The sequence below is a fragment of the Salmonella sp. SAL04162 genome, assembly GCF_046551535.1.
GTDB classification, from domain to species: Bacteria; Pseudomonadota; Gammaproteobacteria; order Enterobacterales; family Enterobacteriaceae; genus Salmonella; species Salmonella enterica.
Map to the genome: position 1 here is coordinate 726,353 of NZ_JBGDVX010000001.1, position 24,639 is coordinate 750,991.

The following is a 24,639-nucleotide window of genomic DNA, read 5'->3' on the forward strand; positions in this document are numbered from 1 at the left end:
GGAAGAAAGTCGTTCATAAAAGCGCACAGCCTGATATCTGAGAGTGTTTAACTCCCTCAGAAAGCTAATGTTCGACTATTATTGATGGATTATGCCAGGCATGAGGAGAATAGAATGAAGCAACAGACCAACCGAAATCGTCGTTGGGTTTTGGCCTCGCGTCCCCACGGCGCGCCGCAGATGGATAACTTCCGCCTCGAAGAAGATGACGTCGCGACGCCCGGTGAAGGGCAGGTGCTATTGCGTACCGTTTTTTTATCACTCGACCCTTATATGCGTGGCCGCATGAGCGATGAACCCTCTTATGCGCCGCCTGTTGAACCTGGCTGCGTTATGGTTGGCGGTACGGTTAGTCGCGTTGTCGCGTCAAACCATCCTGATTACCGACCAGACGAATGGGTGTTGAGTTACAATGGTTGGCAGGATTATGACATTTCAGATGGCGAAGGGTTGGTAAAGCTGGGTGATAATCCGCAACATCCTTCCTGGTCGCTGGGGATTTTAGGAATGCCGGGGTTTACCGCCTATATGGGGTTACTGGATATCGGCCAGCCGAAAGAGGGCGAAACGCTGGTTGTCGCCGCCGCCACCGGCCCCGTAGGCGCAACGGTTGGGCAAATTGGCAAGCTGAAGGGCTGCCGGGTCGTGGGTATTGCTGGCGGCGCGGAAAAATGCCGTCATGCGACAGACGTTTTGGGATTTGATCTGTGCCTTGATCATCACGCTGATAATTTCCCACAACAGCTTGCGCAGGCCTGCCCGCAGGGTATCGATATCTATTATGAGAATGTCGGTGGTAAAGTCTTTGACGCCGTCTTACCGCTACTGAATACGTCGGCGCGGATTCCGCTCTGCGGTCTGGTCAGCGGCTACAATGCGACAGCGTTGCCGGACGGTCCAGACAGACTGCCTCTGCTGATGGCAACATTACTTAAAAAGCGTATTCGCCTGCAAGGTTTTATCATCAACCAGGACTATGGTCACCGGATACATGAGTTTCAGCAAGAAATGGGGCGTTGGATCAAAGAAGGGAAAATACATTACCGGGAGCAGATTACTGATGGGCTGGAAAATGCGCCAGAAGCGTTTATGGGGCTGCTGGCGGGGAAGAACTTTGGCAAAGTCGTGATACGTTTAGCGGACGATGCGTAAAGAAAAAATGGCGGCATTATGTCGCCATAAAAATGTGCAAATTTTAAAATTCCGGCTTTACTTATATTCATCATTCAGATCGCGGTGGGGCAGCTTATCTCCCTCAGCGGCCTGAACCGGTCAAAAATCTCGATACATGAAGGAATGACGGAGATAAAACGGTTGCCATAAAGAAACCTGTATTGTTGTAAAAGATGAGAATATCACGCAAGTAAATTATCACTTTTATTTATTTGGCCGTTCAGGCCTGGATTATCTTTTTTACAATTAAGTTCCGAAACTTCTTCGGGACTCGATTGCGATGTTGTTCTGCCAAGAGGTGAAGGAAGGAAAATGCCGGGTACGGAAAAAACACAACATATAAGCCTGACCACACAGGTTGAAAATCGGTTAAAGCATCAATTGTCTATTGGCGCATTAAAACCAGGCGCAAGGCTTATCACTAAAAATATCGCTCAAGAGTTAGGCGTCAGTATTACGCCGGTGCGTGAGGCTCTGTTAAGGCTGGTCTCTTCCAGTGCTTTGGCGGTGGCGCCAGCACAGGCGTTTATGGTGCCGGAGATCTCGCTGGAAAGTTTGCTGGAAATTAATACGATTCGTACTGCCCTGGAGGAGATGGCGGTGGTCGCCGCTGCGGGTAAGATTACTCCGGATCGCGAGCAGACGCTGAATGCGCTATTAGATGAATTTCAACAGGCGCTGGAAAGTGGCGTTATGGAGAAAATTCTTTTGGCCAACCGCGCATTCCGCTTTGAGATCTACCACTACGCGGATATGCCAACGCTGTATGCCATGATCGAGCAATTATGGGTACGCCTGGGGCCAAGCCTGCATTTTTTATATGATAATTTTAAACTTGATGATTATCAAAACGGCGTTAATCTGTACAGAAAATTGCTTAATGCGTTAGTGACTGGTGATAAAGAAGCCAGTCGCCATTGCCTACAGAACGTTTTGCAACAAAACGTAGCGACGATTAAAAATCAGTACTTCATGTAACTATGACTTATCAATAGCGGGGATTCCCCGCTATTGCCGGATATTTGCCGGATATTTATTCAAATTGCCATGCCAGATTAATCCCCACGCCATAGTTACGCCCTGGCGCTGGCTCATAATATCGGCCATTAGATTCATTAACGATCACTGAACCGATATATTCTTTATCAAATAGATTATCTACCCGCCCAAAAATATCGACGGTAAGCTGACTGTAATTAAATTTATACCCTGTATTTAGTCCAACAACGGTATACGAAGGCGCTTTGGCGGTATTTTCATCATTGGCCATGATATCGCCCATATAGCGAACGTCTGTTCCGGCGTACCACCCCTCATCCGGGATAAAACCTAATGAGGCGAATCCCATATTACGTGCGATGCCGGGCATCCGGTTTCCATCACAGTTTTGCCCCTGACAAACGTTACTGCGATAGGTCGCATCCAGCCAGGTCCATGATGCTTTCACCCGCCAGTCGCCGGCGAAGCGCTGGTCCAACGAGAGTTCTGCGCCCTGGCGGCGTGTTTTGCCAGCGTTTTTGTAGGTAGTGCGTCCTCCCATACTGCTGGCGACGACAATTTCATCATCGGTATCGGTTTGAAATAACGCGGCGGTCAACAAGCCATTGCCAATCCGCGTTTTACTGCCGACTTCCACCGTATCATTGGTCGACGGTTTGAGGTCAAAGTTGAACCCACTTTGGCCGTCAGCGCGATAAGAAAGCTCATTGATTGTGGGAGTTTCAAATCCGCGACCGGCAGCAAGATAGAGATTCCAGGCGTCAGTTAACGCATATTTTAGCGATCCGGCGGGTAGCCAGTGGTGATAGCTGGCGTCGCCGCTGTCATCGCCATTGCCGGGCGCGATATAGTGATCGTTAGAATCGAACCACACGGAACTGTAGCGCACGCCAGCATCCAGCGAGAGTTTTTGCGTAAGCTGCCACTGGGTTTGCAGATAAGGATCGACATTCCACATCAGGTTACGCTCATCCCGGCGTAAATCGCCTTTATGCCCAAACTCAGGGGTGCCGTTGTTGAGGCGGAAGTTATTGTAACCCTTGCGGTTTTCGCTCATGTTTTCATAATTTAATCCGCCAGTGAAGGTGACCGGCACACCTAATTCTCCCCGGTGAGTCCAGCGGGAATCAATGCCCTGATAGTGGCGTTGCAGTGTAATTACGCCGCCAGCCTGGGCTGGTTTTAGCTGTGCCACCAGGGGAATAGACTGGTATTGCGTGGTTTCCCGCTCTCCGGCGTAGGCCATCACGCTGATATCATCCTGCGCGCTGAGCTGACGTTCATAACGCAATCCTGCCTGAGTTTGTTTGATGGTTTTACGCGTATTGTACTGTTCAGCGCGCGGCGCCTGTTGCGGATCGGCTTTCCATTCAGATTCGGTAAGTCCGCCGGGATCGTCCGCCTTAATGTCCACACTATTAAAAATCAGCGAGAGTTTACTGGCCTCGTCAAGGCGCACGCCCAGTTTGGCATTAGCCAGATTTTTTCGCGCGCCGCTGTGATCGCGGTAGCCGTGGGTGGTGAAACGGGTAGTCGATACCGTGTAATCCACGTCGCCTGGCTGTGTGCCGTCACCCATCGCGCCCGTGGCTTTTAGCCCATAGCGCCAGCTTCCATAACTGCCGTAGTAGCTGCTGGCCTCAAGGGTAGGCGGCTGTCTGCCGGTTTCGGTGGTGACATTTATCACGCCGCCGGAAGCATTGCCGTATAGCGCTGAGAAAGGGCCGCGTAACACTTCAACGTCTTGTATGCTGTTAATATCAATATTCGAAATCTGGCCTTGCCCATCCGGCATGGTGGCGGGAATGCCATCAACATACAGACGAATGCCGCGCACGCCAAAGGCGGAACGCGAGCCAAATCCGCGGATAGAGATTTGCAGATCCTGCGCGTAGTTCTGCCGGTTCTGCACCTGCAATCCCGGGACGCTGGTTAAAGACTCAGATAAATTGACGCGCGGCGTCGCCAGACGCATGTCTTCTCCCTCAATGACGCTAACGGCGGCAGGTGTATCCAGTTCGGATACGGTTTGCGGCGTTGCGGTGACTATCATGGTTTGTTCATTGGGCGCGCTGGCGGCCTGAAGGACCGGGGAGAAGGTCAGAGGCAATAAGAGGGCGGGATAAAGTCGCTGTCTAACGGAAATAATTTTCATGAAAATGCCGGATAAATGTAAGCGTATCAACGGAAAACGTGACATTAAGGGTAGTCAATATGTAAAGTTTTGAAATTTTAATCGCACATTAAGTTAAGAAAATGTGCGGTATTTAAGAGCCATGACATTCGCAGGCGAGGAAAAGCTCCACTTTCTGATAAATAATGATTATTATTCTCAACTTATAATAAGTGCGGAACGAAGATCCCGCGCAGCGAAGTAGTGTGAAGCAGCTATACACGTTTTTATCAAAGGGAGTCGTCATGCACTTACGTCATCTTTTTTCGCCGCGCCTGCGTGGTTCTTTATTGTTAGGTTCGCTCCTCGTCGCATCCTCATTTAGCACGCTGGCGGCGGAAGACATGCTGCGTAAAGCGGTAGGCAAAGGCGCTTATGAGATGGCCTGGAGTCAGCAAGAAAACGCGCTCTGGCTGGCTACATCGCAAAGCCGTAAACTGGATAAAGGCGGCGTAGTTTATCGTCTCGACCCGGTGACGCTGGAAATCACGCAAGCGATTCATAACGATCTCAAGCCGTTCGGCGCCACCATCAATGCCGCGACCCAAACGCTGTGGTTTGGCAATACCATTAACAGCGCTGTTACCGCGATTGATGCCAAAACGGGTGATGTAAAAGGTCGTCTGGTACTTGATGCGCGCAAACGTACTGAAGAGGTTCGTCCGTTACAGTCCCGTGAGCTGGTTGCCGATGCGGCGACCAACACGATCTACATTAGCGGTGTTGGTAAAGAGAGTGCTATTTGGGTAGTGGATGGCGAAACCATCAAGCTGAAAACGACGATCGAAAATACCGGCAAAATGAGTACGGGTCTGGCGCTCGACAGTAAAGCGCAACGCCTGTACACCACCAATGCGGATGGCGAATTTATCACCATCGATGCCGCCAGCAATGAAATTCTCAGTCGTAAGAAGTTGCTGGATGACGGTAAAGAACACTTCTTTATTAATCTGAGTCTCGATACCGCAGGTCATCGCGCGTTTATCACCGACTCGAAGGCGACTGAGGTTCTGGTTGTCGATACCCGTAATGGCAATATTCTTGCCAAAATCGGGGCGCCTGCCTCTTTGGCCGTCCTGTATAATCCGACACGTAACGAGGCGTATGTGACGCACCGTCAGGCAGGGCAGGTCAGCGTGATCGATGCGAAGACCTATAACGTTGTTAAAACGTTCGATACGCCAACGTACCCGAATAGCCTGGCGCTATCGGCAGACGGTAAAACGCTCTACGTCAGCGTGAAGCAGAAATCGACACGTGAACAGGAAGCGACGCAGCCGGATGATGTTATTCGCATTGCTCTGTAAATAGGGTATGGAGGGGGAAACCCCTCCAGTCATCTCTTTAAACGCACCGATACGCCTCGTTACACCCCGCCGATAGCCTGATGATTCTGTGAGAATTACACTGCCTTTTTGCTGTAGTTAACTCATTATATTCACGAGGAAAATATGAAAAGGTTATTTATATGCTCTGGTTTGGGCATGATGTTTTTTATGCTTGCGGGTTGCACAACCAACTATGTGATGACGACGAAGAATGGGCAAACGATCGTAACTCAGGGTAAGCCGCAGTTAGATAAAGAGACGGGGATGACCAGTTATACCGATCAGGAAGGCAACCAGCGGGAAATTAACAGCAATGATGTGGCGCAGTTGATTAAGGCTGACTAAGCATTGGGCGCGATGCGGTGTTGGCGGTAACGCGCATTAAACCCGGCAGGCCTGGGGCTGCCGGGTAAGGGTAATGTTATGTCGCTGCTTCTTCTTTCAATACGACACTCTCTGTCGAATCCGCCGTCACTGGCGCAGTGCGATGGATCTCCGCCACACGACGTCGCACGCCAAACCAGCCGGCGACCAGCAGAATGGCGATCAGCGGCAACGAGGCGATAGTGTAAGTTCCATTCGGGTAGTCAAACGCCATGAGTACCAGCACGCTTAGTAAAAACAGCAGTGTTAGCCAGGAGGTAAAAGGCGCGCCGGGCAGTTTAAAACTGACGTCTGCGGCTTTGCCTTCTTTTATCGCCTGGCGTAAACGCATCTGGCACACCATGATAAACGCCCACGACGCGATAATGCCGAGCGAGGCAAAATTAAGAACGATCTCAAACACGCGGGAGGGGACCAGGTAATTCAGGAACACGCCGACCACGTAAACCACCAGAGTCGCCAGAATACCCGCATAGGGCACATGCTGACGGCTCATTTTCGCCATGAATTTCGGCGCGGAACCCCCCATCGACATTGAACGTAAAATTCTCCCCGTACAGTAAAGCCCGGAGTTCAGGCTGGAAAGCGCGGCGGTTAACACCACGATATTCATAATACTGCCGATATAAGGCACGCCAAGTTTAGAAAAGAAGGTGACAAACGGACTTTGCCCCGCCTGATAGGCGTTCCACGGCAGCAGCAAAACCAGCAATACGACCGATCCTACATAGAAAAGACCAATACGCCAGATCACGCTATTGATGGCTTTTGGCACCATCGTCTGTGGATCTTTGCACTCCCCAGCGGCGGTACCGACCAGTTCAATCGACGCAAAAGCGAACACCACGCCCTGAATCAGTACCAGCGCGGGCAACAGGCCGTGCGGGAAAAAGCCGCCATTATCTGTAATCAGGTGAAAACCGGTGGCATTACCCTCAAGCGGTTGACCGGTACCGAGAAAAATCGTGCCTACCACCAGGAAGATAACAATGGCGAGTACTTTTATCAGCGCGAACCAGAACTCCATTTCGGCAAACCATTTTACGCCGATCATGTTCATGGTACCGACAATGGTTAACGCGCCGAGCGCGAACACCCATTGCGGAACGTCGCCAAATGCGCCCCAGTAGTGCATATATAACGCCACTGCGGTGATATCGACGATCCCGGTCATCGCCCAGTTAATAAAGTACATCCAGCCTGCGACGTAGGCCGCTTTTTCACCCAAAAATTCACGGGCGTAGGAGACGAAGCTCCCGCTGGAAGGGCGATGCAATACCAGTTCGCCCAGCGCGCGTAAAATGAAAAAAGAAAAAATGCCGCATATTAGATAGACCAGCGCCAGTGCCGGTCCGGCCATTTGCAATCGGGCGCCTGCACCTAAAAATAAACCGGTGCCAATCGCGCCGCCGATAGCAATCATCTGAACCTGACGATTCCCCATCGCTTTGTGATACCCCTCTTCATGGGCGTTCAGCCAGCGTCGTTTCGCCGCATGTTGTTCTGCGGCGTGCGTAGTCTGTGTTTTCATTACGTTACCTGTTATAGCCTGTCCTGACAGAAAAATTCCTTATGCCGCGACGGGCGCTCACCAATCGATTGCCTGCAATGGCGAATGCCGCTTTTCCCTGATTCTGTGACAGGGATAAAACCGCCGGCGGAGCATCCTACCTGCAATTGTTAAATGACGCAAAACATACGGAAAGAACAAAATGAGAATGTCGAGTTTATTTGTGTGGTCAGATGTGGTGCGGTGTGGTCACGATTCAGCCAGATAAGACGCCAGCACAAATCCGCAGTGCTTGCGTTGCGCAATAATTAACCAGCGCTAATCACTTGTGGGATTTATGGTCATAGATATAACCTCGAACGGTAAACTACCTGACGATATTGCAGCAGCATAAGATAAGGCCGTTGCGCCTGTTATTCTCATTTTCTCCTGAAAATATATGCCTTTGAGCAATTTTGTTGATTGACATATCGTCATAATGAGAGAGGAGTAGGACATATAAAGCTATTGAGCAAAATTTGAAGGAGCAGGATATGCCATATACATCAGTTTCTACCTATGCCAGAGCTTTATCAGGAAATAAGCTACCTCATGTTGCTGCAGGAGATTATGAAAATAAATTATCAACAAAAATCATGAAAGGCATCTTGTGGGTGCTTACCGCAGGACTGGCCTACGGATTTACAAGAGTAATTGAACATTGTTGCAATGTTACGCCTAAAGTTGCGGAGTTCTGTGCCAATGCAGGGAATATCCATAATCACCTTGCTGATGCTGTGTGTGATGGGCTGTATACTATAGATGTCGACCTTTCTGATGGTCGGAGGTTAACATTCGAACAACTCTCGCTGATGGCTGGACGTGAGCCAATCGTCAGGATATCGGATGGCGAACATACCGTTGAGGTTAAGGGGTCCTTTGAAGATATCTGTATGAGACTGGAAGAGGGCTTTTTAGAAGCGCCAGCGTACTATAATTATGATATTGATGAAAAATATAAAACCGTCAGAGAGCGAATAGCAGCATATAATGCCTTACCTCAGGCATTAGGCGCCATTCCGAGTTTAAAATATTATACCGATCGGGCCAGCGACATGCCGGAGGCGAAAGCGCAACGGGCGGCCGACATAAAAGATCGTTACCATAACTATTTGGACAATTATTAAAAAGCGTTTATGTTTAGCCAGTTTTGTTAGAAATCAGACTCGCTGAGCTGGCGTTAAAAATTTTAACACGCCGCTATTTTGGCGGCGTGTCGCAAAGAGATTCTCAGAACCGATTTCCGTTTGTAGGCCAAAATCCCACGTACCTCCGGCGCTGTAGCCGGCCTGTCTTATTTTTTTCAAAAGTATCCAACGCTATTCCACGGATAGGGTATCCTGTTGCGCAGCGATATCCGCCTCAGCCTGTGTGCCGAACGCAAGCATTAATGTTAATGGAAGCCTCAGATGACCTCTTTTTTACATGCTTATTTTACGCGATTACATTGTCAGCCGTTGGGGGTTCCTACGGTTGAAGCGCTCAGAACGCTTCACTTAGCGCACAACTGCGCGATTCCTTTTGAAAATCTGGATGTGCTACTGCCTCGTGAAATACAGCTCGATGAGACGGCATTAGAGGAGAAACTGCTTTATGCCCGACGCGGTGGATACTGTTTTGAACTGAATGGCCTGTTTGAACGTGCGTTACGCGACATCGGTTTTAACGTCCGAAGCTTATTGGGGCGGGTCATTCTGTCTCATCCCGCCAGTTTACCGCCGCGCACGCACCGTTTGCTGCTGGTTGATATTGAGGACGAGCAGTGGATCGCGGACGTGGGGTTTGGCGGCCAAACGCTAACCGCGCCGCTTCGTCTGCAGGCTGAAATTGCTCAGCAAACGCCGCATGGCGAATACCGCCTGATGCAGGAGGGGAGCACATGGATTTTACAATTCCGCCACCATGAGCACTGGCAGTCGATGTACTGTTTTGATCTGGGGGTGCAGCAGCAGAGCGATCATGTGATGGGCAATTTCTGGTCGGCTCACTGGCCGCAATCCCATTTTCGTCATCATTTGTTGATGTGCCGCCATTTGCCTGATGGCGGCAAGCTGACATTAACGAATTTCCACTTCACGCGTTACCACCAGGGACATGCCGTTGAACAGGTCAATGTACCGGATGTACCGTCGTTGTATCAGTTACTTCAGCAGCAGTTTGGTCTCGGCGTAAATGATGTAAAGCACGGTTTTACCGAGGCGGAGCTGGCCGCGGTAATGGCTGCATTTGATACCCATCCGGAGGCGGGAAAATAGTTTTTTGCCGCGAGGATTTGCGGGCCTGACAAAGATTAAAAAGTAATGGCCCATTCGGCATGAAACAGAATGACCGCCTGGCCGGAGATGGTGACGTTTTCCGGCTGGTTATCGCGAATGGTGACGGTAACATCAACAGTACCCTCTTTGCCTAAAGCGCGCCCCTGATGGCCTTGAATCTGCAGCATTTTACCGTCATGCGCCATCAGGCCATGATGGACGAGCCATGCCCCCATCGGGCCATTGGCGTTTCCCGTTACCGGATCTTCCACAATCCCTATCGCCGGAGAAAACATTCGCCCATCGGTTTCGTTTTTTCCCGGACGAATCTGGAAAGGAAAAAAGCCGTTACAGCCAATTTTCTGGCTGATTGCCGTCAGGGCTGCCAGATTAGGAGAAAGGGCATCAATATCAACGTCTGGTTTGAGCAGGATCATCACTTTTGCATGTCCTGTTGAAGCCACCTGAATTGGCGCTCCCGGCACGATATCATCTTCAGTCAGGTTTAGTGCGGTGATGATGGCAGCCCGAATCTCTCCGACTAGCGGTGGTTCAAAAGAGGGCTGACCTTGTTCCAGCGTGATGCGATAGTCGTTGTGTTCGGCATGAATTTCAACGCGATGACGGCCCGCTAACGAGGTTTGCCAGACGGTGGTGTTTCCCAACCCCAGTACCGTTGCCCGAACATAATGCGCGGCCACGGTGGCATGACCACAGATGGGGACTTCCACTGTCGGTGTAAAGTAGCGTATGCGCACATCACTCTCTTCGCTTTTTAGCAAAAAGGCGGTTTCCGAGTGACGAAGTTCACGGGCAATCAGCTGCATCTGTGCGTCGCTTAGCGTATCCGCATGTAAGACAACGCCAGCAGAATTGCCGCGAAAGGGTTCGCTGGTGAAGGCGTCAACATGGTAAATCTGCGGTTTCATTGATGTTCTCCTTTGGCTGAAGAATCATCATAGCCTGCGCGTTGCCGAATGACGACGCCCAGGCGTTTTTCTTTGCCCGGTAAGCGTACGCCCCGGGCAAAGAGAATTAGCGGCGGGTACGAACAATCTGGTAGCGACGGGTGAAATACTCAAACGGCGCGCTCCAGACATGAACCAGACGGGTGAACGGGAAGAGCAGGAAAATAGTCATTCCCAGCACCAGATGAACGCGGAAAACAAACGCCACACCGCTCAGCATTTCCGAAGACCCGCCGCGGAAGGTGACAATACTTTGCGCCCAGCCCACCAACTTCATCATTTCGCTGCCATCCGGATATTGCGCCGAAAACGGAATGGTGCTCAGGCCAAGCAGGCACTGAATCAGCAAAATGCTCATGATGATAATATCAGGTGTAGTGGATGTCGCCCGTACACGCTGATTGGTCAGACGACGCCACAGTAATCCCGCGCCGCCGATCAAGGTTAATACGCCGCACACACCGCCGAGGATCATCGCCATCTGCTGTTTTACCGCAATCGGCAGGAACCAGGCATACATCCAGTGTGGCGTCAGCATCCCGAACAGATGGCCAAAAAAGATCCCCAGAATGCCAATATGGAACAGATTCGACCATATCACCATCCCGCGCTTATCCAGCATCTGGCTGGACGACGCGCGCCAGGTATATTGTCCGTAGTCATAGCGCAGCCAACTGCCAAGGAAGAATACCGTGGCGCAAATATAGGGGTAGATGTCGTAAAAAAAGACGTTCAGGTACTGTATCATTTCGGGCCTCCCGCGCTGACGTCGACGTACTGCGGCGCCGCGTCCTGGCTAAAGCGTCGTTGATAATGGTGTAACGGTGAACTGTCACAGGTCGTGGCGTTATCTTCGATAAACTTCACCTGCTCTTCTTCCCAGACGGCATCCAGTGCCTGACGGGTATCATCCCGCGATTCCTGAACAATTTGCTTTGTGACACTGTCACTTGTAAGCGTACTGCCCGCCAGCGTCAGCAGGGCGTCAAACAGTTGATACCACGGCGCTCCTCGCTGTTTCAGACGACCGCCCAGCAGCGCCAGAATAGGGGCAATATTCTGTAATCCCTCGAGAGCTTCCGCTTCCGGCAACACGCTTAAGTACTCCAGATAGAGCGGCAGGTGATCCGGTAGTTCGCGGCAGTTGAGCTGCAGGCCCACGGTTTCATACTGGCTTAACAAATCGACCATCGCCTGGCCGCGATCGCGGGACTCCGCATGAACATGCTCGAATAACAGCAATGAAGTGGCGCGCCCGCGGTCAAACACTTCGCACCATTCTGCTTGTTTATCCAGTAACGGCGCATAAAGCAGCTCGCGAGTGAAGTCGGCCAGCATTGGCGCATCGTGTTGGATAAGGGCAAGCGCTTCATCCCGATATTCCCACAACTCGTCGTCCGGATACTCCATCAACAGGCCAATCGCTTTGAGGACTTGCATTACTCCCCCTCCGCTTTATCACGCACTTCGGTGATATTGATGGCATCAATACGGCTACTGTTGAACAGGTTGAATTTGGTATCCGACCCGTGGCAACCGTCGCCAAAAGTAAAGCCGCAGCCGTTGCGCTCCGGAAAGGCATCGCGCGCCATTTCCCGGTGACTGGTGGGAATGACAAAACGATCTTCATAATTGGCAATCGCCAGGTAGCGATACATCTCTTCAACCTGTTGTACGCTCAGACCCACTTCGTCAATCGCGCGGGTATCCGTCACGCCTTCAACCGTCTGCGAGCGCATGTAGTGGCGCATCGCCATCATCCGCTTTAGCGCCCGAATGACCGGACCGGTATCGCCCGCGCTGAGCATATTGGCCAGGTACTGGACTGGAATACGCAGCGTCTCCACCGCCGGCAGAATATTGCCATTGTGCGGCAACCCGCCCGCGTCGGCGTATGACTGGATGGGCGACAGCGGCGGTACGTACCAGACCATCGGCAGGGTACGGTATTCCGGGTGCAGCGGAAGCGCCAGCTTCCAGTCCATCGCCATTTTGTACACCGGCGACCGTTGGGCGGCGTCGATGACGTTTTGCGGGATGCCCTGTTTAAGCGCCTCTTCGATGACCGCCGGATCGTGCGGATTGAGAAACACATCGCACTGACGTTCATACAAATCTGTCTCGTGTTCGGTACTGGCCGCTTCTTCAATCCTGTCGGCGTCGTAGAGCAGAACGCCAAGATAACGAATGCGCCCGACGCAGGTTTCCGAACAAACGGTCGGCTGGCCGGATTCAATACGTGGATAGCAAAATATGCACTTCTCAGACTTGCCGCTCTTCCAGTTAAAGTAGATTTTTTTGTACGGGCAGCCGCTGATACACAAACGCCAGCCCCGGCATTTATCCTGGTCGATTAGCACGATGCCGTCTTCTTCACGCTTATAAATAGCGCCACTTGGGCAGGTGGCGACACAACTGGGGTTGAGGCAGTGTTCGCACAGGCGCGGCAGGTACATCATGAAGGTGTTTTCGAACTGACCGTACATCTCCTTTTGTATGTTGTCGAAGTTACGGTCGCGGGCGCGTTTTTCAAACTCGCCGCCGAGCAGCTCTTCCCAGTTTGGCCCCCAGATCACCTTGTCCATCCGTTTTCCGTCAATCAGTGAACGAGGACGGGCGGTGGGCTGATGCTTACTCTCCGGCGCATTATGTAAATGCTGATAATCGAAGGTAAAGGGTTCATAGTAATCATCGATTTGCGGAATCACCGGGTTGGCGAAAATTTTGCTAATTACCCCCATTTTGCCGCCCAGACGGGGCCTTATCTTGCCATTAACATCACGAACCCAACCGCCTTGCCACTCCTGCTGGTCTTCCCAGTTTTTGGGATAGCCGATACCCGGTTTAGTTTCGACGTTATTGAACCATGCGTATTCCATCCCTTCACGTCCGGTCCAGACGTTTTTACAGGTGACGGAGCAGGTGTGACAGCCAATACACTTATCGAGATTCAGTACCATCCCAACCTGTGAGCGTATTTTCATTTTTTCGCCTCCTGTACCTGATCCCGGCCCTCATCATCCAGCCAGTTAATGTTTTTCATTTTCCTGATCATGATGAATTCATCGCGATTCGAACCCACGGTTCCGTAATAGTTGAAGCCGTAAGCCAGTTGCGCATAGCCGCCGATCATATGCGTCGGTTTTGGACAGACCCGGGTCACGGAGTTATGGATCCCGCCGCGCATCCCGGTCACTTCCGAGCCCGGAATGTTCATAATCCGCTCCTGGGCGTGGTACATCATGGTCATACCCGGCGGAACACGCTGGCTGACCACCGCACGAGCGGTAAGGGCGCCATTAGCGTTGAAGGCTTCAATCCAGTCGTTATCTTCAATACCCAATTCACGGGCATCGGCTTCGCTAATCCAGACAATCGGCCCGCCGCGCGACAAGGTCAGCATCAGCAGGTTTTCGCTGTAGGTGGAGTGAATTCCCCATTTCTGGTGCGGCGTCAGGAAGTTAAGCGCTTTTTCCGGGAAACCGTTGGGCGGAATTTCTCGCATTTCGCTGACGCTGCGGGTATCAATCGGCGGGCGATATGCCACCAGGCTTTCGCCAAAAGCGCGCATCCACGCATGATCCTGATAGAGTTGTTGCCGCCCCGACAACGTGCGCCACGGGATCAGTTCATGTACGTTGGTATATCCGGCGTTATAAGAGACATGCTCGCTTTCCAGCCCTGACCAGGTCGGGCTGGAGATAATTTTGCGCGGTTGCGCCTGGATATCACGAAAGCGAATTTTCTCATCTTCTTTATTGATGGCCAGATGGGTGTGCTCGCGCCCGGTCATCTCGCCCAACGCCTGCCAGGCTTTCACCGCCACCTGGCCGTTAGTTTCCGGCGCTAAGGCAAGAATCACTTCCGAAGCATCCAGCGCGGTGTCGATGCGCGGACGTCCTTTCGCCGGGCCATCGTGTTTGGTGTAATTGAGCTTACCGAGGAAATCGACTTCATCTTGCGTATTCCAGGCAATACCCTTACCGCCGTTGCCTAATTTATCCAGCAGGGGACCCAGCGAGGTAAAACGTTCATAGGTGGCCGGATAATCGCGTTCAACCACGACGATATTGGGGGCGGTTTTTCCCGGAATAAGTTCGCACTCGCCTTTACGCCAGTCGAGAATATCAAATGGCTGCGCCAGTTCCGCCGGGGAATCATGCTGGAGCGGGTGTAACACCACATCGGTTTCCTGTCCGAGGTGTCCGACACACACCTCAGAAAAGACGCTGGCGATACCTTTGTAGATTTCCCAGTCGCTTTTGGATTCCCAGGCAGGATCGACCGCGGCGGAAAGGGGGTGGATAAACGGATGCATATCCGAGGTATTCATATCGTCTTTTTCATACCAGGTGGCGGTCGGCAAAACGATATCGGAAAACAGACAGGTACTGGACATACGGAAATCAAGCGTGACCAACAGATCGAGCTTGCCCTCAATCGCGGCGGACTGCCATTCCACCTCTTCAGGCTTAATTCCTTCGCTGGAACCCAGCGCTTCGCCCTGAATACCGCTGTCGGTGCCCAGCAGATATTTGAGCATGTACTCATGACCTTTCCCGGAGGAGCCGAGCAGGTTAGAGCGCCAGACAAATAAATTTCGCGGGTGATTATGACCACTGTCAGGCTGTTCGCAGGCAAAACGGATAGCGCCTGATTTCAACGCCTGCACGGTATAATCCGCCGCAGACAGCCCGGCTTTATCGGCGCTCGCTTTCACGCTGAGCGGGTTAAGATTAAGCTGCGGTGCCGAGGGTAGCCAGCCCATACGTTCCGCGCGCACGTTGAAATCGATCAGGTGTCCGGAAAATTTAGCCGGATCGGCCAACGGCGACAGCAACTCTTGCGCAGTCAGTTTTTCATAGCGCCACTGGCTGGCATGGTTGTAGAAAAACGAGGTACTGTTCATCTGACGCGGCGGGCGATTCCAGTCCAGCGCGAAGGCCAGCGGCAGCCAGCCGGTTTGCGGCCGCAGCTTCTCCTGGCCGACATAGTGCGCCCAGCCGCCGCCGGTTTGTCCAACACAGCCGCAGAACACCAGCATGTTAATCATCCCACGGTAATTCATATCCATGTGATACCAGTGATTCACTCCCGCGCCGAGGATGATCATCGAACGACCGTGAGTTTTATGGGCGGTCTCGGCAAATTCACGCGCAATAGTTTCGATATGTCGACGCGGCACGCCGGTAATCTGTTCGCCCCAGGCCGGCGTGTAGGCTTTTACGTCGTTATAATTATTGGCGCTATGGCAGTCATCCAGACCACGATCCAGCCCATAATTAGCCAGCACCAGATCGTAAACGCTGACGACCATCCGCTCGCTACCGTCCGCCAGAGCCAGGCGTTTCACCGGTAACTGACGTACCAGCACCGGTTCCTGCCGCACGCTGCGAAAATGTGGGTTTTCGTTGCCGCCAAAATAGGGGAAAGCGACACCCGCCACGTCATCATGCTGACCGAGTAAAGAGAGCGACAGTTCAGTTTCGACGCCCGCCGCCACCGGTTCCAGGTTCCATTTTCCCTTTTCGCCCCAGCGAAAACCGATAGAACCATTGGGCGCGACCAGTTCGCCCGTACTGTTGAGCGCGACGGTTTTCCATTCCGGATTATTGGCTTCTCCCAGTCCATCCACCAGATCCGACGCGCGCATCATACGCCCCGGTACATAACTGCCGTCTGCGCGCTCATCCAACAGGACCAGCATTGGCATATCGGTATAACGGCGGCAATAGTTAAGAAAATAGTCGCTGGGATTATCGAGATGAAACTCTTTTAAAATAACGTGACCCATGGCCATCGCCAGCGCGCTGTCGGTACCTTGCTTTGGCGCCAGCCACTGATCGCACAGTTTAGCGACTTCGGAATAGTCCGGGGTGATGGCGATCGTCTTGGTGCCTTTGTAGCGCACTTCGGTAAAGAAGTGGGCGTCCGGGGTACGCGTCTGCGGCACGTTAGAGCCCCAGGCAATAATGTAGGCTGAGTTATACCAGTCGGCGGACTCCGGCACGTCAGTCTGCTCGCCCCAGGTCATTGGCGACGCGGGTGGAAGATCGCAATACCAGTCATAGAAGCTCAGACAAGTACCGCCAAGCAATGACAGATAACGTGTTCCGGCGGCGTAAGAAACCATCGACATTGCCGGAATAGGTGAAAACCCCGCCACACGATCCGGGCCATAGGTTTTGATTGTCCAGACGTTAGCGGCGGCAATGAGCTGATTCAGCTCTTTCCAGTTCGAACGAATAAAGCCGCCATGTCCGCGCGCCTGTTTGTAACTTTGGCATTTTTGCGGGTCGTTCATTATAGATTCCCATGCCAGCACCGGATCGCTGTGCCGGGAAAGAGCCTCGCGCCACAGTTCTATCAGCCGCTTACGCACCAGAGGGTATTTCAAACGATTGGCGCTATAGAGATACCAGGAGTAGCTGGCGCCGCGCGGGCAGCCGCGCGGTTCATGGTTTGGTAAATCGGGACGTGTGCGCGGGTAGTCGGTTTGCTGGGTTTCCCACGTCACCAGACCGTTTTTGACATAAATTTTCCAGCTACAGGAGCCCGTGCAGTTGACGCCGTGGGTTGAGCGCACGATCTTATCAAACTGCCAGCGCTGGCGATAACTGTCTTCCCAGTCGCGGTTGGTATGCATCACCTGACCATGGCCGTCGGCAAAGGTATCGCCTTTTTGTTTAAAGTAACGAAAGCGATCCAACAGTTTACTCATGACATTTCTCCTGCTTCGATAAATTTTCCGCCATCCTGTCGATTTGGCGTTAAACCATTGCCGGATGGCCGTCCTACAGGTGCGTATGTTGTTATTGTTGTTTAGGCTTACGACGCCCGTAGACCAGCCAGGTCAGCAGGACGCAAGCGATGTAAAACAGCAAAAAGATTTTCATGGCGCCCACCGGCGAGCCGGTCAATGCCAAAGAGGTGCCAAACGCTTTTGGAATAAAGAAGCCGCCCACAGCGCCAATAGCGGAGATAAACCCGAGCGCGGCGGCGGTATCCGTCACCGCTTCGCGCTGCGCCTGCTCATCGCTCCCGCCGCGCAGTTTGACGTTGTAGAGCGTGATCTGACGAAAGATCACCGCAATCATCTGGAAGGTAGAACCGCTGCCGAGACCCGCTGTCAAAAACAGGCCCATAAAAACAAGATAGAACGCGCTAAAGCTGCCTGCGCCGGATCCTGGCAGCGTGAGGAATAGCAGGGCGGTAAACAGCGCCATAAAGATAAAATTAATGAGCGTTACGCGAACGCCGCCGAATTTATCGGAGATCACGCCGCCTGCCGATCGCGCCAGCGCGCCGATAAAGGGGCCAAAGAACGCCAGTTGCAGAATGTTTACGTCGGGAAATTGCGTTTTGGCGAGCATGGCGAAACCTGCGGAAAAGCCGATGAATGACCCGAATGTCGCCAGGTACAGCAGGCTAAGCAGCCACAGGTGCAGGCGTTTTAGCACCGGCAATTGCGAGGCGACAGACGCTTTTGAACTGCCGATATCGTTCATACCAAACCAGGCGGCAAGTGTCGCGACAGCCAGTAACGGCACCCAGATCCAGGCGGCGTTAGTGAGGGCGAGCAGGGAGCCATCAGGTTGCGGTACGCCCCGGACGCCTAAAAAAGTAAATATCGGCAGAAAAATAACCAGCGGCGCAAGCAACTGCATCACACTGACGCCAAGATTTCCCAAGCCGCCGTTAATACCCAACGCGCTACCTTGTCTGGCTTTTGGAAAGAAAAAACTGATGTTGCCCATACTGGACGCGAAGTTTGCCCCCGCAAAACCGCACAACAGAGCGATGAGCATAAATACCCCGAAAGGGGTGGCGGGATTTTGCACGGCGAACCCCAGCCAGGCGCAGGGAATAATCAATATTACGGTACTTAATACGGTCCATTTACGGCCACCAAACAGTGGTACCATAAAGGAGTAGGGAACGCGTAATATTGCGCCGGAAAGAGAAGGTAATGCGGTTAATAAAAAGAGTTGGTCGGTGGTAAAATTAAATCCAATTTTATTGAGGTTGACGGCAACAGCGCTAAACAACATCCAGACGCAAAATGCCAGGAGCAAACAACTTACTGAAATCCATAAGTTTCTCCTGGCGATGCTTTTCCCTTTATTCTCCCAGAAGGCTGGATTTTCGGGTCGCCAGTCACTCAAGAGATAACGGTTATAATTCTCGTTTTGTCGTGTCATTTTACCCCTCACATGCGCATATCATTTGAGAAAAAACACAAAAAAGAGACAGAGCGTCACGCGCTCTTTTGAGAACTTATTGAAGTTTTTTTAGAATATTGAGTGAAAGAATAGATAAAAAACCAGGCCAGCGCGGCGCGAAGAGGAGATATGATGTTTCTTAATTGTTACTATTTGTAAATTAAAAGTTATTTTTATTAAATTATTTGTAACTTTACGCAAAGAGTTCAAGCGTAATCATCCGATCCAGATGGTATTTAAACGCGGGATCGGCCATTTCCGGAATACCCAGCACATACATACCGTCCAGCCCGCACACCAGTGCGATAAGCCGCCAGGCGATATCCGTGGCGTTAGCAGTAAACGTAAATTCTCCTGCCTGTTTGCCCTGCTCAATAATTGTGACCGTTTCCTCATGCCACATCTGCATCGTAAGTAGATAAGCATCTCTGATGTGCGGATCCCGGTCGGCCAGAATTTGCGCCTCTCGCCACAATTTTATGTAAGGCTCAAAGCCGCCGTCTTCGCTACCCAACATAGCGTGAAGCCGTGCACGCCAGGTGGCGGGCGGCGGAACTTGCCCGGCATCAAGCAGGGTGCGGATCAAATGGACAAAGGCCAGCGCTTTGAGCTCGCCCGCCGAGCTGAAGTGGTGATGCACCTGGCCGGCGGCGACATCGGCTTCTGATGCGATTCGTCGCACCGTCATGGCGGTAAACCCCTCTGCCAGCGCCACGCGCATCGCCGCTTGCAGGATCACTTCGCGGCGTTCATCCCGGTTAAGGTAACTCATATTTTCCCCACATTAGCCAATGCGCGCAGTGTAACAAAAAGCTGGACATTCGTTCAACTTACCGTAGGATCCTGAAGCTGGACAAGCGTCCAAATTTGAGTTTTTGAAGGGAGAGTTATGTTTCGTCAGTGGTTAACGTTAGTCATTATTGTGCTGGTCTATATTCCTGTCGCCATTGATGCCACGGTCTTGCATGTCGCCGCCCCGACACTGAGTATGACACTGGGGGCCAGCGGCAACGAGCTGCTGTGGATCATTGATATTTATTCTTTGGTTATGGCTGGCATGGTGTTGCCGATGGGCGCGCTTGGCGATCGTATCGGTTTTAAACGCCTGCTGATGCTGGGCGGGACGCTCTTTGGCCTGGCGTCACTGGCGGCAGCGTTTTCGCATACCGCCAGTTGGCTTATTGCCACCAGGGTATTACTGGCTATTGGCGCGGCGATGATTGTACCGGCGACGCTGGCCGGGATACGCGCCACCTTTTGTGAAGAGAAGCATCGCAACATGGCGCTGGGCGTCTGGGCAGCGGTAGGTTCGGGCGGAGCGGCGTTTGGGCCGCTCATCGGCGGCATATTATTAGAGCATTTTTACTGGGGATCGGTTTTCCTGATCAACGTGCCGATTGTGCTGGTCGTCATGGGCTTAACCGCCCGCTATGTTCCTCGCCAGGCGGGCCGTCGCGATCAACCGCTCAATCTTGGCCATGCGGTGATGCTGATTATTGCCATTTTGCTGTTGGTCTATAGCGCTAAAACCGCGCTGAAAGGGCATCTGTCGCTGTGGGTCATCTCGCTTACCCTGCTTACCGGCGCGCTGCTCCTGGGACTCTTTATCCGCACACAGCTTGCGACATCGCGTCCGATGATTGATATGCGACTATTTACCCATCGCATTATCCTGAGCGGCGTCGTGATGGCGATGACCGCGATGATCACTCTGGTGGGTTTTGAGCTGCTGATGGCGCAAGAGCTGCAGTTTGTTCACGGGCTATCGCCTTATGAGGCCGGGGTATTTATGCTGCCGGTGATGGTCGCCAGTGGATTCAGCGGGCCGATTGCGGGCGCGCTGGTCTCGCGTCTGGGACTACGGCTGGTCGCGACGGGCGGCATGGCGTTAAGCGCGCTGAGTTTTTATGGCCTGGCGATGACGGATTTCAGCACCCAACAATGGCAGGCCTGGGGGCTGATGGCGCTGCTGGGATTTAGCGCCGCCAGCGCATTGCTGGCTTCCACGTCGGCAATTATGGCCGCTGCGCCGGCAGAAAAAGCGGCGGCGGCCGGCGCGATCGAAACGATGGCTTATGAACTGGGCGCGGGACTGGGCATCGCCATTTTCGGTCTGTTGTTAAGCCGTAGCTTCTCCGCGTCTATCCGTCTGCCTGCCGGGCTTGAGGCGCAAGAGATTGCCAGAGCGTCATCTTCAATGGGGGAAGCCGTGCAGTTGGCGAATAGCCTGCCGCCCACGCTGGGGCAGGCAATACTGGACGCCGCCAGACAGGCCTTTATCTGGTCGCATAGTGTGGCGTTAAGCAGCGCCGGGAGTATGCTTCTTTTGCTGGCGGTAGGGATGTGGTTCAGCCTGGCAAAAGCCCAACGCCGATAACATAACGCCTGATGAGATAAGCGCTTAATGCGCTAGCTGGCAGGGGGAGTCCATTTCCTCAACCTCTTTACCGCTGAGGCGTGCGTATTGCCCCGTCAGTCGCCAGAAAGCAGGCTGGGTTTCGGTATAAATTTCCGCAGCCAGAATCAGCCGACGGCGATCAACTTCGTTCAGTTCCAGTAAGGTCCAGGGAATAAAATAGCGATCGGTATCGGTAAGCCGAAACCACAGCGGACACCCGCAGCCGGAACAGAAGTAGCGTTCGCCGCGTGAAGAGGATGAAAAGTATGGCGGTTCCGGGGAAAGGGGGTCTAGCTGTGGTTGCCCGCAGGCTTCCAGATACATGGCTATTCCACCCGACCATTTTTGACACAGCGTACAATGGCAGGCATAGACATCCAGCATTTCGACGTCAACGGTAAAATGGCTCTGTCCGCAAAGACAACGACCAGTGAACGTCTGCACGGCATACTCCTTATGACCGAGTCTACATCAAGAGAAAAAGCCAGCCCTGAAAGGACTGGCTTTGTATTCAGACTACAACAAAATTAGAACTGGTAGTTCAGACCAACAGCAACGATGTTGTCAGTGCTGATCTGCGCAACATTTTTAGTGAAGTTGGTGTCATCCAGCAGGTTGATTTTGTAATCAACGAAGGTGGACATGTTTTTGTTGAAGTAGTAGGTAGCACCGACATCGATGTACTCAACCAGATCCTGGTCGCCGTAAGCACCCAGATCTTTACCTTTGGATTTCAGGTAAGCAATGGACGGACGCAGACCGAAGTCGAACTGGTACTGAGCAACAGCTTCAAAGTTCTGAGTTTTGTTAGCAATACCGTCGATTTTACCGAATGTGGTCATATTCAGCGTTTCGGAGTAGGTGGTCGCCAGATAGATATTGTTCGCATCATATTTCAGACCAGCAGCCCACACTTCCGCATTCTGGCCAGAAGCATACAGGCCATTGGTGCCGTTGCGCACCTGACGGTCAGTACGGTCAGACTTCGCATAGGCCGCACCCACGCCAAAACCTTCGTACTCATACGTTGCGGACAGACCGAAACCGTCGCCGTTTGCTTCTACTTCATTGTCACGATCGTTTTTGCCCTGATACTGCGCGGCAAAGTTCAGACCTTCAACCAGACCGAAGAAATCGGTGTTACGGTAGGTGGCAACGCCGGTAGCACGCTGGGTCATGAATACGTCAGTCTGGGTCCAGGTATCGCCACCGAACTCAGGCAGAACGTCGGTCCATGCGCCGATGTCGTAAGCAACGCCGTAGTTACGACCGTAGTCGAAAGAACCGTATTCAGCGAATTTCAGACCAGCGAATGCCAGACGGGTTTTGTCTTTGTCGGAACCTTCAGATTCAGTACGGTTGCCTTTGAATTCATATTCCCACTGGCCAAAACCAACCAGTTGGTCATTGATCTGCGTTTCGCCTTTAAAGCCCAGACGCGCGTAAGTTTTGTCACCATCACTTCCGTTATCATCAGAGAAATAATGCTGAGCGTGAACTTTACCGTACAGATCCAGTTTATTGCCGTCTTTGTTATATACCTCGGCTGCATTTACAACGCCTGCTGCCAACAGGGAAGTCACTGCCACTGCCACTAACTTAAGTTTCATTTTAATAATCCTTATAATTTTCTTAGCGTGTTTCCTCAACCATTGTTAAACGAGGCGTTTGTCAATGGCAGACTATTTTTAAATGACGGAGTGGCATAAGTTCAATAATAAGTTTCATAAGATTACAAATTATTTTAATTTGTGTGATCGAGATCTCCTTAATACATTTGAGAGTATTAATTCAAATAGGGACTGTCTAATAAGATATATTTTCGGAGGGGACTATTGGGCTGTTTATGGTTTTATTTTTGGTAGTAACTACTGATTATTATATGCACTAATAACAGTTGCGAGCTAGCGTTAATTATATATTTGTTAATAAAATTATATCATCAAATTAACATATTTAACTATTTTATAAAATTCATTTTTACCAGCGCATACTGGTATGGCGCAGGAGGAGCACGTGAAAATGGAAAATCGTCAAATACACACAGGCGATAGATAAAAGCGTAGTTGTGTTATGAAGAGTGTCAAGGTACAGCGGGTCGATTTAATATCAACATCGGCCCGCCCGTCGCTATTAGCGCCGCCGCGTTGCCAGCCAACAAAGTAGCGAACCTACGCAAACCATGACTGCGCCTTGCCAGAAGGAGAATGACAGTGGTGAGCTGAGTAACAGCGCGGCCAGAGCAGAGGACATGACGGGGGTAAAATAAGACCCTACGGCCATGATAGTCACATTGCCATGAAGTATGCCCACATTCCATGCGGCGTAGGCAAACCCTAACGTTAATGCCGCGGTAAAAAGTTTAGCAATCACCGGTAGGCTAAATATCATGGCAGGTTGCGGAGTAAGAAAATAGTGGAACCACAGCGCCACGGCGGTGAGTAACACAAAGACGGTGATACCGTTAAAACCACGCGCATATTTATTGGTGACCGTGCAGTACGTCGCCCATATAAACGCCCCAAGAAATGCCAGTAAATAACTTAGCGGACTGGTGGCGACATTGTTGATAATTTCTCCGGCATTAAGACCATTCTCGCCCCCCAGAACCCAGCAAACGCCAGTAAGTGCAATAAGCAATCCAGGAACAATAAGCCAGTTAGTTTTTTGCCCATTAAAAAGAATGGCAAACAGAATAGTCAGGCTGGGCCATAAATAGTTAACCATGCCGACTTCGATAGCCTGATGGCGAGTGGCGGCATAACCGAGAGAAAGCGCCAGGCATATTTCATAACTGACAAACAGTACGCTGCCTGCGATGAGGTATCGCCCCGGGAAACGACGGATATCAGGTAATCCGACGGTAAAAATCAGCAGCAGGCCGCTTAATGAATAGATCATGGCTGCGCCGCCTACCGGTCCGAGACCTTCGCTGACGCCGCGAATTAACCCAACCATCGTGCTCCACAGAACGATGGCAACAAGCCCTATTAGCGTTGCTTTTTGTGATGTCATGCTTTGTGACTGTCCTGAATACCGCGCAAAATAAACTGCCACTTATAGCACTTTTTCCGAGGGCGATGCCATGCAGTGTCATTTTTTAGTACCTCCCTGGAGTTATTGCAGTTTAAAAATAGGGCTATTTAATAGCGGAACCGTTTCAATATTGATTTGACGCAAAAAAGTTATC

Annotated in this window: 19 protein-coding genes; 7 read left to right on the forward strand and 12 right to left on the reverse strand. The window is 51.8% G+C overall.

Features of this window, described 5'->3' with window-relative positions; translation table 11 throughout:
* Positions 1–114: 114 nt before the first annotated feature.
* Positions 115–1,152, forward strand: coding sequence for an NADP-dependent oxidoreductase (locus tag ACLJRH_RS03855; RefSeq protein WP_001517827.1), 1,038 nt, complete (start codon positions 115–117; stop codon positions 1,150–1,152).
* 333 nt (positions 1,153–1,485) lie between these two features.
* On the forward strand, positions 1,486–2,151 hold the full coding sequence (gene mcbR, locus ACLJRH_RS03860; protein ID WP_001119592.1) for a colanic acid/biofilm transcriptional regulator McbR: 666 nt from the start codon (positions 1,486–1,488) through the stop codon (positions 2,149–2,151).
* A gap of 55 nt (positions 2,152–2,206) precedes the next feature.
* Here the strand turns inward: mcbR and pqqU are convergent, their stop codons facing one another.
* A complete protein-coding gene (pqqU, locus tag ACLJRH_RS03865) occupies positions 2,207–4,327 on the reverse strand; it encodes a TonB-dependent receptor PqqU (protein ID WP_023136786.1) in 2,121 nt (706 codons plus the stop codon).
* 263 nt (positions 4,328–4,590) lie between these two features.
* Here pqqU and ACLJRH_RS03870 point away from each other — a divergent pair, with 263 nt between their 5' ends.
* Complete coding sequence (locus ACLJRH_RS03870; RefSeq protein WP_080187406.1) at positions 4,591–5,652, forward strand: YncE family protein; 1,062 nt, start codon at positions 4,591–4,593, stop codon at positions 5,650–5,652.
* 144 nt (positions 5,653–5,796) lie between these two features.
* Positions 5,797–6,018 (forward strand): YgdI/YgdR family lipoprotein, encoded by a 222-nt coding sequence (locus ACLJRH_RS03875; RefSeq protein WP_000825228.1) that lies wholly within the window; start codon positions 5,797–5,799, stop codon positions 6,016–6,018.
* Positions 6,019–6,094: 76 nt separating this feature from the next.
* Here ACLJRH_RS03875 and ansP read toward each other — a convergent pair whose 3' ends face one another.
* The gene (gene ansP, locus ACLJRH_RS03880) at positions 6,095–7,588 is read right to left on the reverse strand and encodes an L-asparagine permease (RefSeq protein WP_000857112.1); all 1,494 of its coding nucleotides are present in this window, start codon (positions 7,586–7,588) and stop codon (positions 6,095–6,097) included.
* A 512-nt stretch (positions 7,589–8,100) separates the two neighbouring features.
* On the opposite strand from ansP, the gene steA reads away from it, so the two are divergent.
* Together steA and nhoA are read left to right on the forward strand one after the other, a co-directional pair.
* The gene (steA, locus tag ACLJRH_RS03885) at positions 8,101–8,733 is read left to right on the forward strand and encodes a type III secretion system effector SteA (RefSeq protein ID WP_023136788.1); all 633 of its coding nucleotides are present in this window, start codon (positions 8,101–8,103) and stop codon (positions 8,731–8,733) included.
* 282 nt (positions 8,734–9,015) lie between these two features.
* Positions 9,016–9,861, forward strand: coding sequence for an N-hydroxyarylamine O-acetyltransferase (nhoA, locus tag ACLJRH_RS03890; RefSeq protein ID WP_023223289.1), 846 nt, complete (start codon positions 9,016–9,018; stop codon positions 9,859–9,861).
* Between the two features lie 35 nt (positions 9,862–9,896).
* Here nhoA and ACLJRH_RS03895 read toward each other — a convergent pair whose 3' ends face one another.
* From ACLJRH_RS03895 to ACLJRH_RS03925, 7 genes are all read right to left on the reverse strand, one after another.
* Positions 9,897–10,790: a PhzF family isomerase gene (locus tag ACLJRH_RS03895; protein WP_023137401.1), complete on the reverse strand. Its 894-nt coding sequence runs from the start codon at positions 10,788–10,790 to the stop codon at positions 9,897–9,899.
* 106 nt (positions 10,791–10,896) lie between these two features.
* The gene (narI, locus tag ACLJRH_RS03900) at positions 10,897–11,577 is read right to left on the reverse strand and encodes a respiratory nitrate reductase subunit gamma (protein ID WP_000617106.1); all 681 of its coding nucleotides are present in this window, start codon (positions 11,575–11,577) and stop codon (positions 10,897–10,899) included.
* Positions 11,574–12,269: a nitrate reductase molybdenum cofactor assembly chaperone gene (gene narW, locus ACLJRH_RS03905; RefSeq protein ID WP_001197700.1), complete on the reverse strand. Its 696-nt coding sequence runs from the start codon at positions 12,267–12,269 to the stop codon at positions 11,574–11,576. The genes narI and narW overlap by 4 nt, the downstream gene beginning before the upstream one ends.
* Complete coding sequence (gene narH, locus ACLJRH_RS03910) at positions 12,269–13,813, reverse strand: nitrate reductase subunit beta (protein ID WP_000702595.1); 1,545 nt, start codon at positions 13,811–13,813, stop codon at positions 12,269–12,271. Before narH ends, narW begins: the two co-directional genes overlap by 1 nt.
* Positions 13,810–17,550 (reverse strand): nitrate reductase subunit alpha, encoded by a 3,741-nt coding sequence (locus ACLJRH_RS03915; protein ID WP_023223290.1) that lies wholly within the window; start codon positions 17,548–17,550, stop codon positions 13,810–13,812. Before ACLJRH_RS03915 ends, narH begins: the two co-directional genes overlap by 4 nt.
* A 91-nt stretch (positions 17,551–17,641) precedes the next feature.
* Positions 17,642–19,030, reverse strand: a complete 1,389-nt coding sequence (locus tag ACLJRH_RS03920; protein WP_023223291.1) for a NarK family nitrate/nitrite MFS transporter — start codon at positions 19,028–19,030, stop codon at positions 17,642–17,644.
* Positions 19,031–19,244: 214 nt separating this feature from the next.
* Positions 19,245–19,823 carry a TetR family transcriptional regulator gene (locus ACLJRH_RS03925; RefSeq protein ID WP_000121049.1) on the reverse strand — a complete coding sequence of 193 codons (579 nt, stop codon included), beginning with the start codon at positions 19,821–19,823 and terminating at the stop codon, positions 19,245–19,247.
* 117 nt (positions 19,824–19,940) lie between these two features.
* On the opposite strand from ACLJRH_RS03925, the gene smvA reads away from it, so the two are divergent.
* Positions 19,941–21,428: a methyl viologen efflux MFS transporter SmvA gene (smvA, locus tag ACLJRH_RS03930; RefSeq protein ID WP_001527750.1), complete on the forward strand. Its 1,488-nt coding sequence runs from the start codon at positions 19,941–19,943 to the stop codon at positions 21,426–21,428.
* Between the two features lie 24 nt (positions 21,429–21,452).
* Here the strand turns inward: smvA and ACLJRH_RS03935 are convergent, their stop codons facing one another.
* From ACLJRH_RS03935 to yddG, 3 genes are all read right to left on the reverse strand, one after another.
* On the reverse strand, positions 21,453–21,833 hold the full coding sequence (locus ACLJRH_RS03935) for a GFA family protein (protein ID WP_077905442.1): 381 nt from the start codon (positions 21,831–21,833) through the stop codon (positions 21,453–21,455).
* 143 nt (positions 21,834–21,976) lie between these two features.
* A complete protein-coding gene (gene ompD, locus ACLJRH_RS03940; protein ID WP_000769043.1) occupies positions 21,977–23,059 on the reverse strand; it encodes a porin OmpD in 1,083 nt (360 codons plus the stop codon).
* 523 nt (positions 23,060–23,582) lie between these two features.
* Positions 23,583–24,464 carry an aromatic amino acid efflux DMT transporter YddG gene (yddG, locus tag ACLJRH_RS03945; protein ID WP_000203786.1) on the reverse strand — a complete coding sequence of 294 codons (882 nt, stop codon included), beginning with the start codon at positions 24,462–24,464 and terminating at the stop codon, positions 23,583–23,585.
* Positions 24,465–24,639: the final 175 nt, after the last annotated feature.